At 62.3% G+C, this 13313-nt stretch carries 10 protein-coding genes; 4 read left to right on the plus strand and 6 right to left on the minus strand.

The window, feature by feature from the left end:
* Window positions 1–3: 3 nt before the first annotated feature.
* From J3P82_RS09285 to J3P82_RS09305, 5 genes are read right to left on the minus strand one after another with little or no spacing between them, the layout of a single operon-like run.
* Window positions 4–1026, minus strand: a complete 1023-nt coding sequence (locus J3P82_RS09285; protein ID WP_434562468.1) for a polysaccharide biosynthesis/export family protein — start codon at window positions 1024–1026, stop codon at window positions 4–6.
* 20 nt (window positions 1027–1046) lie between these two features.
* Entirely contained in the window at window positions 1047–1691 is a 645-nt protein-coding gene (locus J3P82_RS09290; RefSeq protein WP_186609517.1) for a CpsD/CapB family tyrosine-protein kinase, read from the minus strand.
* Window positions 1692–2438 carry a sugar transferase gene (locus J3P82_RS09295; RefSeq protein WP_434562470.1) on the minus strand — a complete coding sequence of 249 codons (747 nt, stop codon included), beginning with the start codon at window positions 2436–2438 and terminating at the stop codon, window positions 1692–1694. It lies immediately after the preceding gene.
* Window positions 2435–3490 carry an NAD-dependent epimerase gene (locus tag J3P82_RS09300; protein WP_434562472.1) on the minus strand — a complete coding sequence of 352 codons (1056 nt, stop codon included), beginning with the start codon at window positions 3488–3490 and terminating at the stop codon, window positions 2435–2437. Before J3P82_RS09300 ends, J3P82_RS09295 begins: the two co-directional genes overlap by 4 nt.
* Entirely contained in the window at window positions 3487–4851 is a 1365-nt protein-coding gene (locus tag J3P82_RS09305) for a UDP-glucose dehydrogenase family protein (protein WP_434562474.1), read from the minus strand. Before J3P82_RS09305 ends, J3P82_RS09300 begins: the two co-directional genes overlap by 4 nt.
* Window positions 4852–5228: 377 nt before the next feature.
* Here J3P82_RS09305 and J3P82_RS09310 point away from each other — a divergent pair, with 377 nt between their 5' ends.
* Window positions 5229–6926: a sulfatase-like hydrolase/transferase gene (locus J3P82_RS09310; protein ID WP_434562476.1), complete on the plus strand. Its 1698-nt coding sequence runs from the start codon at window positions 5229–5231 to the stop codon at window positions 6924–6926.
* Between the two features lie 8 nt (window positions 6927–6934).
* Here the strand turns inward: J3P82_RS09310 and J3P82_RS09315 are convergent, their stop codons facing one another.
* Window positions 6935–8854 carry an acyltransferase family protein gene (locus J3P82_RS09315; protein WP_434562478.1) on the minus strand — a complete coding sequence of 640 codons (1920 nt, stop codon included), beginning with the start codon at window positions 8852–8854 and terminating at the stop codon, window positions 6935–6937.
* A gap of 244 nt (window positions 8855–9098) precedes the next feature.
* On the opposite strand from J3P82_RS09315, the gene J3P82_RS09320 reads away from it, so the two are divergent.
* From J3P82_RS09320 to J3P82_RS09330, 3 genes are read left to right on the plus strand one after another with little or no spacing between them, the layout of a single operon-like run.
* Window positions 9099–9767, plus strand: coding sequence for an ABC transporter ATP-binding protein (locus J3P82_RS09320; protein ID WP_434562480.1), 669 nt, complete (start codon window positions 9099–9101; stop codon window positions 9765–9767).
* Window positions 9764–12235, plus strand: coding sequence for an ABC transporter permease (locus tag J3P82_RS09325; protein ID WP_434562482.1), 2472 nt, complete (start codon window positions 9764–9766; stop codon window positions 12233–12235). Before J3P82_RS09320 ends, J3P82_RS09325 begins: the two co-directional genes overlap by 4 nt.
* Entirely contained in the window at window positions 12225–13295 is a 1071-nt protein-coding gene (locus J3P82_RS09330) for a lipocalin-like domain-containing protein (RefSeq protein WP_434562484.1), read from the plus strand. The genes J3P82_RS09325 and J3P82_RS09330 overlap by 11 nt, the downstream gene beginning before the upstream one ends.
* Window positions 13296–13313 lie beyond the last annotated feature (18 nt).

Consider the following 13313-nt stretch of genomic DNA (forward strand, 5'->3'; position numbering starts at 1 on the left):
GTTTCAGTTGTCGCTGCCTTTGTTGTCGACGCGGTAGCCGAAGCTGAACCCCACGCCCTGGAACAGCACTACGTCAGCCAGTTGCCTGGCCAATTCGCCGGCACTGGCAAGCTTGGTCTTGGGAACGAAGAGCATGTCCTCCGGTTGCAGGTAGGCGATCTGCGAGGCGTCGCCGCTCAGGGCTTTTTCCACGTCGTAGTGACGGGCTTCGACCTGGTTGCCGTTGCGGCGCATGATCACCACCGAGTCGAGCCTGGCCTTGACGTTGGTGCCACGGGCCAGGGTCAGCGCTTCAAGGACCGAGATCGGCCGGCGGATCGGGTAGGAACCAGGTTGGGCCACTTCACCGAGGACATAGATCTCGTTGCCGGCGGTGGACTTGAGCAACACGTCCACGGTCATGTGGCCGGGCAGTTGGGCATAGCGCTCGTTGAGGAAGGTTTCCAACTGGGTGACGGTCATGCCTTGCAACGGCACGGCGCCGATTTCCGGGAAGCTGGCGTAGCCATCCCGGCCCACGATGATTTCCCGGCTCATACCGGTGCTCGGGTGGGTCAAGGTGTTCCTGAGTGTCGTTTCGCCGGCCAGCGGGCTGGTCACCAATACGGTCAACTGGTTGCGATTGGGCTGGAACAGCATTTTCTGGTCATAGGCCCGCTGCACCGCCAGGCGGGCTTCGTCGGTGGTCAGGCCGGCGACCTTTACCGAGGTGTTGGCGCCCGGCAGTTCAATGCTGCCGTCGGGCATCACCTGCTGCGTGCCGTTGAGCTGGCTGGCGGCGGTGAAGTTCAAGGCCACCTGGTCGCCCGGCTGCACGCGATAGGCCTGGGAGGAAGTGGTGCTGATGTGAAAAATCACATCCAGCACATCTTGCGGCCGCAGGGTCTGTTCGACCTTCGGCATGTCGGTGGCCTGGGCGTTGGCCGGCGCGGCGGTGAGGATCTGCACCGGCATCGAGCGGGTATCGGTTGTGCTGGAGCAACCGGCAAGCGGCAGCAACAGCAGGACAAGCATTCTGGCGTTCATCTCGTCATCCTTTTGCAGGCTTACAGGTTGTTGTAGAGCCATTTGGGCATGAAGTACTTGCGGCGATTGAACACGCTGCCGACCACTTTCGCGCCGGCCTGGGCCAGTCGTTGTCGCGCGGCCTGGGCCACTTCCCAGCGGGTGTCCTCGCCGCGCACCACCAACACCACGCCGTCCGCCTGAGTGCTGATGACCAGGGTGTCGGTGGCCGAATACACGGCGTCGGCGTCGATCACCACGAAGCGGTACTGCGTCGCCAGTTGCCTGAACAGTGGGCGCAGTCGCTCGGGTGTCAGGCGTTCGGCGTTGTGGCCCAGGCGGCCGTTGGGCAGCACGTCGAAGGGCAGGCTGGAAACCCGCACCACGCAGTCTTGCAACAACGGCGGGGTAAGGCTGTTGAAGAGCAGGTCGCTGAAGCCGCGCTCTTTTTGCAGCGACAGTTGCTGGGTGAGGTTGCGCGGCGATTGGCTGGCGTCGACCAGCAGCACGCGCCCGCTGCTCATTTGCGCCAGTTGCGCGGCCAGTGCCATGGCGCTGGTGCTGGTGCCGGTGCCGGTATTGGCGGCTGTCAGAAGAAGGATCCGCAGATCCGGGTCGAGCACGGTCGAGGTCAGGTTGGTCTCGCTCGGGCTGGCTATGGTCAGGATATTCGTCGAACCGTCCATTTAACTCGCTCCGTGGCCGCTGAAAACTTTGAAGGGGGTGATCATCAGGATCTTCAAATCCAGCAACAGGCTCTGCTCGGCGATATAGCTGAGGTCCAGTTCCACGCGCTGATCGAAGTCGATATTGCTGCGCCCGGAGATCTGCCACAGGCCGGTCATGCCGGGGTAGATGCTCAGGCGCACGAGATGGCTGTCCTTGTAACGGTAGGCGTTGAACGAGGTCGGCCGGGGGCCCACCAGGCGCATGTCGCCGGTGACCACGTTGATCAGGTTCGGCAGTTCGTCGAGACTGCTGCGTCGCAGGAACCGGCCGATGGGGGTAATGCGCGGGTCGTTATCGATCTTGAAGTCGATGGCATCGGCGCCGTGTTTGTTGAGATGGCGCAGCGACTCTTTCAACGCCTCGGCTTCGGCGACCATGGTGCGGAACTTGTACATGCCGAAGACGCGACCGCGGTAACCGGTGCGTTTTTGCACGAACAGCACCGGCCCGGGGCTGGAAAACTTCACCAGCAGTGCCAGGCCCAGCAACAGCGGGCAGAGCAGCATCAGGATCGCCAATGCGCCCAGGCACGCCACCACGCGGTTGGTGCGCGAGACGGTCCAGGGCCGACCGCTATCGCGACCGGTCAACCAGCCACGCCCTTGGCGATGGATGGCCGCGTCCAAGCGTCTGCGATGCTCGGGGTCGACACGCTTGTCGCGTCCGGAGCCGCTGATAGGTATCTGTTGCTCATGTCGGGTCATAGACGCCTCCGCTGAAGTTCTGCCGCACCCAGCGTGCGGGCGGGTTGTGGGTAGTAATCGAGGAACCAGTCAACGAAGCGTCCCAGCCCATCTTCCAGTTCGACACAAGGCTGGAAGCCGGTGGCCCGGGCCAGGTCGCTGGCATCGGCGCAGGTGTTGAGCACGTCCCCCGGTTGCAGGGGCAGCAGCTCGATCCGGGCGGCGCGACCCAGGTGCTTTTCCAGCAACGCCACGTAGGTGCGCAGCGCCACCGGGTGCTGCCCGCCGATGTTGTAGATGCGCCATGGCGCCAGGCTGCTGGCCGGGTCCGGTTGTTCGCGATCCCAGTGCACGGTCGGGTAGGGCGCGCGTTCGAGCAGCCGGGCGATGCTTTCGATGATGTCGTCGATGTAGGTGAAGTCGCGTTCGTGCTCGCCATGATTGAACAGTTGCAGCAGCTGTTCTTCGGCGATGGCTTTGGCGAACTGGATCGGCGACATGTCCGGCCGGCCCCAGGGGCCGTATACGGTGAAAAAACGCAGGCCGGTGCACGGGATGCCGAACAGGTGGCTGTAGCTGTGGGCCATCAGCTCATTGGCTTTTTTGGTCGCCGCGTACAGCGACAGCGGATGATCCACGCCGTCCTGGACCGAATACGGTGTGCGCGGGTTGGCGCCGTACACCGAACTGGAAGAGGCGTAGATCAGGTGCTTGACCGGATGACGGCGGCAACTTTCCAGAATGTTCAGGAACCCGGTGAGATTGCTGTCGACATAGGCGTGGGGGTTCTGCAGCGAATAGCGCACGCCGGCCTGGGCGGCGAGGTGAATCACCACGTCCGGGCGATGGGATTGGAACAATTCGTCGATTGCCGCCGCGTCGGTCAGGTCAATGCACGCCAAGGGAAACTCGCCGGCCTGGGCTTTTACCCACGCCACGCGGTCGTGTTTGAGCTGCGGGTCGTAGTAATCGTTGAAATTGTCCAGGCCGCACACGTCATGGCCGTCGCGCAGCAGTCGCAGCACGCAATGGGCTCCGATGAAGCCGGCCGCGCCGGTCACCAGGATGTTCATGCCCGTGGCCCTTGGGCGGGGGCGCTGGGCACCGTGTGCAGCAGGCCGATGCCGCGATACAACAAACCGGCGGCAGCCAGGTGTTCCGGGTTGTACAGGTTGCGCCCGTCGATGATCACCCGCGCGCGCAGCTTGCTGGCGAGCAGGTCGAAATCCACCACGCGAAAATTCTTCCACTCGGTGCAGATCACCAGCGCGTCGGCGTCCTCCAGTGTGTCGTCGCGAGTGGCGCACAGGTTCAGGTCTTTGCGATAGCCATAGAGACGCCGGCATTCGGACATGGCCTCCGGATCGTAGGCGTGGACACGTGCGCCTTCGCGCCACAGCGCTTCCATCAGATAGCGGCTGGGAGCTTCGCGCATGTCGTCGGTGTTGGGTTTGAAGGCCAGGCCCCAGACGGCGATCGATTTGCCGGCCAAGCCGTCCGGGAACTGCTGGGCGAGTTTCTCGAAGAGGATGTGCCGCTGGCTGTCGTTCACTTCGGTGACGCTGCGCAGCAGGCGCAACGGCATGCCGCTTTGCTCGGCAGTGTGCAGCAAGGCGCGCAGGTCCTTGGGGAAGCACGAGCCGCCGAAGCCGCAGCCGGGATAAATGAAGTGATAACCGATGCGCGGATCGGAGCCGATGCCCTTGCGCACCGCTTCGATGTCGGCGCCCAGGCGCTCGGTGAGGTTGGCCAGTTCGTTCATGAAACTGATGCGCGTGGCGAGCATGGCGTTGGCAGCGTACTTGGTCAGCTCCGCGCTGCGGTTGTCCATGAACATCAGTTTTTCGTGGTTGCGGCAGAACGGCGCGTAGAGCTCGCTCATCTGATCCCGTGCCAGCGGATCGGCGGTGCCGACGATGATCCGGTCCGGGCGCATGCAATCGGCCAGGGCGCTGCCTTCCTTGAGAAACTCGGGGTTGGACACCACACGCACGTTCAGCTGCTTCAGGCCTCGGCGGGCCAGCGCCTGGCGGGCGCATTCGGCGACTTTATCGGCCGTGCCCACCGGTACCGTCGACTTGATGATCAAGGTGCGGTCGCTGTCCATGAAGTCGGCGATTTGCCGCGTGACGGCCAGCACATGGCTCAGGTCCGCCGAGCCGTCTTCATCGGCGGGGGTACCGACGGCGATGAAAATCAGCTCGCCATGATTGACCGCATCGCTGGCCTGGCAGCTGAACGACAACCGACCGGCCTTGATGTTGTCTTCAAGCAACCCGGACAACCCCGGCTCGCTGATCGGCGGTACGGCTTGCTGCAGTTGCCGGATTTTGTTCGGGTCGATGTCGACGCACAGAACACGGTGTCCGACATCGGCCAGTGCCGCCGCCTGGATCAGCCCAACATACCCCGTACCAAATACGCTCACGTCCATTTTCGGCGCGCCTCGTAAACCGGTTGATGTAACTCGGATGAAACTGTTTAGAGGGGTATAGCGCAGCTTCAGAAAAGCGTGTCAGCAAAATGACAGTTGTCAGTGTTGGCAAACTCGACGGCGTGGGGCTTTTTGATATCAAGTCATTGACAGACTTGGAAAAGCGCCGATTTTAAAGGGCTGTGTCGACGTTTAAGTAAGCGATGAACGGTATAGATCCATAGATTTTCATATTTTAAGGGCGTCAAAGTTGTCACTTTTGGGCTAACTTTTTTTTGACGTATCGACCGTTCATCGTCTTTCTTGCGCTTTGGAAACCCGCTGCTAGTGTGCAGAAAACAAACCTCGTTTCACGCCGCGATTGCGCCGAGAAAGACATGACCCGATACCTCAAGGAACTGCTGCTGGTGCTGTACTTGTTCAGGGGCCATGACTATTACCTTGAGCGTCTGGCGGCGTTGGGTTTTGGCTTTGCGACAGTGCTGTTTGGTGCGATGTTCGTTGCGCTGGTGCTTGCGCTGTGGTTGACCGCTTACATTCGCCAGGCATTGTTGAGGCATCTGTTTGCCATGGCGATGTTTGTCTCGGCGGTGTTCTTCGAGGTGTATACCCGGGTCACCGACAGCTACCTGACCTATAGCCAGTTCGTCTCGCTGGTGTACTCGGGCGGCTTCATCGAGGAAGCGGCCTATCAATATCGCGAGGTCATTGTCAGCGCAGTGGCCGGTGGTCTGTTGCTGCTGCTGGGGGTCGCCCTGAAGCCCCGGCGTCGTTTGCCGTTACCCGCTTTCGTACCGGTCGCCGCGCCCTTGCTGGGGGTGCTGTTGCTCAGTGGCGTGCTGTTCGCCAGGGCGGGCGAGGGCGCGCGCGGCTTGCCGGTGATGTACACGCCGCTGGCCTACCTGAACCTGTTTGTCTACGAAGCCTTGCACGACACCGTCGGGCCTCGGGAGCCGGTCAGCCTTGGCCGGCAACCCTCTTTGATCAACCACGATATCGTGCTGATCATCGACGAAAGCATCGGCGGCAATTACCTCGATATCAACACGCCGTCTGGTGTGCCCAGCGGGCTCAAGACGCCGCCGCCCGGCGTGGATATTTTCAATTATGGCTATGCGGCGTCCGTCGCCAATTGCAGCGCCGACACCAACGTTACCCTGCGTTATGGCGGCACGCGCGCCGACTACATGCGCATCAACAGCACCCAGCCGTCAATCTGGCAGTACGCCCGCCATGCCGGGTTGCGCACCGTCTATATCGATGCACAGCGCACCGGTGGCCACTTGCAGAACTTGATGACGGAGCTGGAAAAACAGGACATCGATGAGTTTGTCCAATTCGATGCGGCGCGGGTGCGCGACCGTGACATGGCGGCTGCCGCCAAACTGGTGGAACTGCTGGGCAATGACCGCGCCGAACTGGTGGTGGTCAATAAGGTCGGGGCGCATTTTCCGGTTCACGACAAATACCCTGATGACTTCATGAGCTACCGCCCAGCGTTGCCGCGCGGACAATTCGAGGACGTCGCCGACACCGGCAAACGGGACGGTTTCAACGGCGAGGAGGATGATTGGGTGCTGTATCGCAACGCCTATCAGAACACCTTGCTGTGGAACGTCGGCGAGTTTTTCCGGCGAGTCTTCCAACAGGCCGATTTGAGCCGCGCTGTGTTGATCTACACCTCCGACCATGGCCAGGACCTTCATGAGCGTGGCAACCCCGGGCTCAATACGCATTGCGGTGGCGATCCGGTGGACGAGGAGGGGTTGGTGCCGCTGGTAGTGATCCAGGGCAGCCAACTGCGCAGCCTGGATTGGTCCGGCGCCTTGGCGCAGAACAAGGACCGCTCCAGTCACTACAACATTTTCCCGACGTTGCTGCAGTTGATGGGCTACGACGCTGCGGGGATAGTCGCCCGCTATGGAAAATCCCTCAGCCAACCGACTGAAGACGACTTCACCTTCAACTACCGCTTCAACGCACGGCTGGGGGCCAAGCCTGCGTGGAAGCACATCGACCTGAGCAACATCGTCACCGCGAAGCCGGCCCCAGCCGAAGTGGCAGTGGGACATTGAGGAGAAGCCTACCGTGTCGTGGCAATCGGCCTGGGTGGCAACGGGTCGTACAGCAGCGTAAAGCCCCGGTCGCGTAGCGCGCGGCCAATGAAGCGCGAGCCCACATCGTTCAAGTGCGCGTCATCCCGGTAGAGCAGTTGCCCGTCGACGATCGGGCTGCACAACCCGGCTGGGCATATCACTTGATTGGGATCGATAAAGCGCACGTTGGGCAGCTTGGCGCGTATTTCTGTCCAATAGGCCGTCATCGTCTCCAGCGGGGCCGAGCACTGGCGAGCGGGGTGGAACATCAAGCGCCGTACCGGGCAGGTGGCAGCCTTGTCGATCTTCTGGTTGCTGAGGATGACGATGACCTGGCCTGTGTGATGCGCCACTTGCCTGATGCTCGCTTCGATAACGTCGCCTACCGTCGCGTCCCTGGGCCAGGCCCCGGCCAGTACGACATAGGCGTATCGGTTCTGCTCGATCAGTTCGAACACCCGCTCATTGCGTGCCACGCAACGGGCCCCATAGGCTTGCGCCATCCTGGCGCCGTGGCCGAAGATCGGCGGACAGGCGTCCAGCGTGTAGTCCATCAGTGCGATGCCGTTAGGTTCGGCCAGGACGTCGACCATGCCGGTGAAGTGATTGGCGAACGAATCACCCACCATCACCCCGTCGATCCGAGCCTTGCGTGCACCGAGCAGGCAACGTGGATCGGGCTCGGCGCTGTACCGCGCATTAGGCATATGGCAACCGTGACGAAGTTTGTTCGGTTCGGCCAGGGACATTGCCTCAAGCGTTCGCACCTGCGGCACGAAACGCTGCGGGAAGCCTTGCCATTGCAGGCTCATGATTGCCAGCGCGGTGAGTCCCAGCGCCGGAATCACGAAGCGGCGGGCGAGCACGCGGGAAAATGTCATCAGCGCTCCGGTTCGCCGAAACGGGATCTCGACAAATCGCCAGGAGCACCAGGACAGTAAAATCGCGGTGGCCACCACACTCAGGCCCAGCGGTAGCGACATGTCGATGCCCAAGTACTTCAAGTAAGCAATCAACGGCCAATGCCATAGATAAAGCGAGTATGAAATCAGGCCGATGAATACCATGGGTCGGTTGGTCAGCAGGCGGGAGCGGGTATCGCCGCTGCCAGCCAGGATCAGCAGCGCCGTGCCCAGGCAGGGTATCAAGGCGTTCAGGCCGGGAAAGGACGCGTCCGGGCTCAGTGCCAGCAAGGAATAGACAATCAGCCCAGCTCCCGCCAGGGCATAAGCTCGACTCACCGTGCTGCCCAGCGAGCGAGGCTGAGAGAGATAAATGCCCAGCGCCGCACCCAACAGCAGCTCGAAAAATCGTGTGGGCAACAAATAGTAAGCGGCGGAGGGAACGAGCTTCGTGGCGTACTCCGAAACGCCCAGCGTTACGACAATGCCGATGCCGAGGATCGGTAGCAGGTAACGTGGTGCCAATCGATAAAGCGTCAGCAGCAGCAGCGGCCAGAGCAGGTAGAACTGTTCTTCGATACCCAGCGACCAGGTATGCAGCAGCGGGGCTTCTGCGGCGTCCGCCGCGAAATAATTTCCATACTTCATCCAGATATAGATATTCGAAGCGCCCAACAGCGAGAACAGTGCGCTGATATTGAGCCGGGTCAGGTCGGCTGGGGAAAGAATGAACCCCCCTGCAATCACGCTTGCCAACAGTACCGTTGCCAACGCAGGCACGATGCGGTTGATGCGCCGCTGATAAAAACGCTTCATGGAAAAGATGTTCTGCTTGATCTCGCCAAACACCTGGGAGGTGATGAGAAATCCGGAAATGACAAAAAAGATGTCGACCCCGACGAACCCGCCCGGCAGCAGGGTGGCGTTTAGGTGGTGGGCAAACACGGCGATCACCGCAACAGCGCGAAGACCATCGATATCGAGGCGATACTGGATAGGGGGCATGTCGGCGATCGTCCATGAAGGAGGCAATCCAAGGTCGTCATATTTATGACGATTGCGCCGACAGCTAAAAAACGGCGTGTGTTAGTCATTGATCAATAGCAGAAAGCTGATGAACTGCAAGGCGAGACGGGGCAGATGGGTTGGGCTGCGACAAACGGTTGCGCAAGGGCGCGGGTCACGCTCCGGTGTTGACGACATGCAAATTCGCTATCCTGAGCCCTACGTTTATCCGACGAGCCTTTCCATGCTTGAAGTTCGCGAAGTGTTCAAAAGCTACGCCACACCCCAAGGCTCCCTGCCCGTGCTGCAAGGCGTCGACCTGACGCTGGCGCCCGGCAGCAGCCTGGCGCTGATGGGCGAATCAGGTAGCGGCAAAAGCACCTTGCTGCATTTGGTCGCCGGGCTGGACAAAGTGGATAGGGGCAGCATCCGCAGCGGCGATTATCAGCTCGATGGCATGAGTGAAAACCAATTGGCGAATTGGCGCCGTACGGAAATCGGCCTGGTGTTCCAGCAGTTCAACCTGATCAGCAGTTTGTCAGTGGAGGACAACCTCGCATTCCAGGCGCGTCTTTGCGGCCGTTTCGATGCCGACTGGCAAACGCATCTGGTGCAACGGCTCGGCCTTGCAGACCTGTTGCGGCGCTATCCCGAGCAGCTTTCCGGCGGACAGCAGCAGCGGGTGGCGTTGGGCCGGGCGCTGGCTTCCCGACCGCCGTTGCTGCTGGCCGACGAGCCCACCGGCAGCCTCGACGAAGCCACCAGCGACGAGGTGCTGCATCTGTTGTTGGAACTGCTGGACGGCACTCCCACCAGTCTGTTGATGGTCACGCACAGTCAGCGGGTGGCCGCGCGCCTGGCCCATCGCGTGGTGTTGCAAGGCGGACGCCTGGCGCAGGTGGCCCAGGAGTGATGATCTTTCGCCAGACCCTCAAGGCCTTGCTCAGCCATTGGCGCCGGCACCCGGTGCAATTTTTCAGTGTCTTGACCGGGCTTTGGCTCGCCACCAGTCTGCTCACCGGCGTGCAGGCGCTGAACAGTCAGGCCCGCGACAGCTACGCCCGGGCCAGCCAGCTCATCGGCGGCGAACCCCAGGCCAGCCTCACCGCACCCGGCGGCGGTACGTTTACCCAGCAATGGTTTATCGACCTGCGGCGCCACGGCTGGCCGGTGTCGCCGGTGTTGCAGGCCCGAGTGACGCTCCAGGGCCACGAGGACCAGCGCTTGCAACTGATGGGCATCGACCCGGTGTCGCTGCCTCCCGGTACGGCGGTGGCGGGGCAGGCACGCGAGATGAGCGACGTGGTGGCGTTTTTCAACGACCCCGGTCGTACCTGGATCGCGCCGCAAACCTCGCGGGCGTTGGGATTGAGCGAGGGCGAACGCCCGCGGACGGTCGAGGGCCGACTGCTGCCGCCGCTGCATGTCCAGGCGGACATGGCCCCGGGAATGCTGCTGATGGACATCGGTTATGCCCAACAGGCCTTGGGGCTCACGGACCAATTATCACGGTTGTTGCTGCCCGCCACGTTCAACGCGGTCTTGCCTGAGGCGTTCGACGGGCGGTTGCAGTTCAAGCGCGCCGATGAAGAAAACAACCTGTCGCGCCTGACCGAAAGCTTTCACCTCAATCTCGACGCCCTCGGTTTCCTGTCGTTCGTGGTGGGGTTGTTCATCGTTCATGCCGCCGTCGGCCTGGCCCTGGAACAGCGTCGCGGTTTGCTGCGAACCCTGCGCGCCTGTGGCGTCAGCGCACGCATGCTGGTCACTGGCCTGGCCTTCGAGCTGGGCATGCTGGCCTTGCTCGGCGGGATCGCCGGAGTGCTCAGTGGTTATTGGCTGGCGAGCCTGCTATTGCCGGATGTCGCGGCCAGCCTGCGCGGTTTGTACGGCGCCGAAGTGGCCGGGCAATTGAGTCTCAGCCTAGGGTGGTGGCTCAGTGGCGTTGGCCTGAGCCTGTTCGGTGCGTTGCTGGCCGGCGCCGACAGTTTGTTGCGTGCGGCGCGCCTGCCCTTGTTGGCCCTGGCCAACCCCCAGGCCTGGCACCAGGCCCATGCACGTTGGCTGCGGCGCCAGGGTTGGGTGGCAATGTTGGCGGCGCTAATTGCGCTTTCGGCGCTGCTCTGGGGCGACAGCCTCAGCAGCGGTTTTGTCCTGATGACGGCTTTGTTGCTCGGCGCGGCGCTGGCGCTACCGGTGTTGCTCAATGGTGCGCTGGACCTTTTATTGCGCCGCAGCCGTTCGGTGCTGGGCCAATGGTTTCTTGCTGATTGCCGCCAACAGTTGCCGACATTGAGCCTGGCGTTGATGGCGCTGCTGCTGGCGCTGGCCGCCAACATCGGCGCGGGCAGCATGACCTCGGGGTTCCGGCAGACCTTCAGCGATTGGCTCGAACAACGCTTGAGCGCCGAGCTTTACATCAATCCGCAAACCCCGGCCCAGGCGGGCGAGCTGCACGCCTGGCTCAAGCAACAGCCCGCCATTGGCGCCGTGTTGCCCAACTGGCAGGTCTCGATTGCTTTGCAGGGCTGGCCCACCGATGTGTATGGGGTGGTTGATCATCCGACCTATCGCCAGCACTGGCCGTTGCTCGAATCGGTTGGCGATCAGCCTTGGTCGCAACTGGCCGGGGGCGACACGCTGATGCTCAGTGAACAGCTGGCCCGGCGCCTGAATGTGCGGGTCGGCGATGCCGTAACGTTGCCGACCCCGAAAGGGCCTTGGTCGCCGCGCGTCGTGGGGATCTACGCCGACTACGGCAACCCCAAGGGACATGTGCTGGTCAACGCCGAACACCTGTTGGCGCATTGGCCCGAGCTATCACCGAATCGTTTCAACCTGCGCGTCGAGCCCTCGGCGATCCCCTCGTTACTGGCAGCGTTGCAGGCCCGATTCCATCTGGACGACAGTCACATTGTCGAACAGGCGCGGCTCAAGGGCTGGTCGACCCAGGTATTCGAACGCACCTTTGCCGCCACCGCCGCGCTGAACAGCCTGACCCTGGCGGTGGCTGGGGTGGCGCTGTTCATCAGCCTGCTGACCCAGAGCCAGAGCCGTCTCAGCCAGTTGGCGCCCCTCTGGGCGCTGGGCATAACGCGGCGGCAACTGATGCTGCTCAACCTCGGCCAGACCTGGCTGCTGGCATTGCTGACCTTGGTATTGGCCTTGCCGCTGGGCATCGCCCTGGCCTGGTGCCTGGACGCCGTCATCAACGTCCAGGCGTTTGGCTGGCGACTGCCTTTGCGGATATTCCCGCTGCAACTGGCGCAACTGCTGGGCCTGGCCATGCTCGCCACGCTGCTGGCGTCGGCTTGGCCGTTGTATGCGCTGTACCGCACGCAACCGGCGGATTTGTTGAGGACCTTCGCTCATGAAAATTAGAGTCGGTCTGCTGCTGTTGGCGCTGCTCAGTGGCTGCGATGACTCCCAAACCACACAAAAAGGCTTCGCCGGGCTGGGGGATACGGCCATCGCCTACGCGCCGGTGGTGCCGGGGCGGGTCTTCAGTTTTCCGGCTGACCACGGCGTTCATGAGGGGTTTCGCATCGAGTGGTGGTACGTGACCGCCAACCTGAAGGACGCCCAGGGTCGGGATTTTGGCGTGCAATGGACGCTGTTTCGCAGCGCCCTGGACGCCGCGCCCGCCGCCAGCGGCTGGCGCAACCAGACGATCTGGCTCGGTCATGCCGCGGTCACTTCCGCCACCACGCATCACGCCGCCGAGCGCTATGCCCGGGGCGGAGTGGGGCAGGCCGGCGTGCAGGCGACGCCTTTCGATGCCTGGATCGACGACTGGCAGTTCAGCACGAAAGCCGCAGGGGCCGATCCGCTGGCGGACATGCGACTGAAGGCCGGTGACGCGCGCTTTCGCTACGACCTGCGGCTGACCTCAAGCCGCACGCTGGTGTTACAGGGCGAGCAGGGTTTCAGCCAGAAATCCGAGCAGGGCCAGGCTTCGTACTACTACAGCCAGCCGTTTTTCCAGGCCAGCGGCGAACTTGAAATCGACGGCCAGCGCTATACGGTCAGCGGCCCGGCCTGGCTTGACCGTGAGTGGAGCAGCCAGCCGCTGACCGCGAACCAGACCGGCTGGGACTGGTTTTCCCTGCACCTGGACACCGGCGAACACGTCATGCTCTACCGCATGCGGCACAAGGACGGTGCGCCATACCTCACGGGTACGTGGATTGACGCCCAAGGCCAGGCGACAACCCTCAACGCTGGTGAAATCAGCCTCACGCCACAAGGCACCGTCGAGGTCGCCGGCCGTTCAATGCCGGTGCGCTGGTCCATCAGCATTCCCGGAAAACAGCTCGACATCACCACCCAGGCGCTGAACCCCAACGCCTGGATGGACCTGCGCATTCCCTATTGGGAAGGGCCGGTGCAACTGAGCGGCAGCCATGGCGGCAACGGCTATCTGGAAATGACCGGCTACTGACAATCGCCGGAACTCCCC

The sequence above is a fragment of the Pseudomonas sp. Z4-20 genome (genome assembly GCF_051131955.1).
Classification (GTDB): domain Bacteria; phylum Pseudomonadota; class Gammaproteobacteria; order Pseudomonadales; family Pseudomonadaceae; genus Aquipseudomonas; species Aquipseudomonas marvdashtae.

What these genes read in the sequence shown, in the direction of transcription:
- J3P82_RS09285 (WP_434562468.1), bottom strand. Translation starts at nt 1,026, where the DNA reads ATGAACGCCAGAATGCTTGTCCTGCTGTTGCTGCCGCTTGCCGGTTGC.
- J3P82_RS09290 (WP_186609517.1), bottom strand. Translation starts at nt 1,691, where the DNA reads ATGGACGGTTCGACGAATATCCTGACCATAGCCAGCCCGAGCGAGACC.
- J3P82_RS09295 (WP_434562470.1), bottom strand. Translation starts at nt 2,438, where the DNA reads ATGACCCGACATGAGCAACAGATACCTATCAGCGGCTCCGGACGCGAC.
- J3P82_RS09300 (WP_434562472.1), bottom strand. Translation starts at nt 3,490, where the DNA reads ATGAACATCCTGGTGACCGGCGCGGCCGGCTTCATCGGAGCCCATTGC.
- J3P82_RS09305 (WP_434562474.1), bottom strand. Translation starts at nt 4,851, where the DNA reads ATGGACGTGAGCGTATTTGGTACGGGGTATGTTGGGCTGATCCAGGCG.
- J3P82_RS09310 (WP_434562476.1), top strand. Translation starts at nt 5,229, where the DNA reads ATGACCCGATACCTCAAGGAACTGCTGCTGGTGCTGTACTTGTTCAGG.
- J3P82_RS09315 (WP_434562478.1), bottom strand. Translation starts at nt 8,854, where the DNA reads ATGCCCCCTATCCAGTATCGCCTCGATATCGATGGTCTTCGCGCTGTT.
- J3P82_RS09320 (WP_434562480.1), top strand. Translation starts at nt 9,099, where the DNA reads ATGCTTGAAGTTCGCGAAGTGTTCAAAAGCTACGCCACACCCCAAGGC.
- J3P82_RS09330 (WP_434562484.1), top strand. Translation starts at nt 12,225, where the DNA reads ATGAAAATTAGAGTCGGTCTGCTGCTGTTGGCGCTGCTCAGTGGCTGC.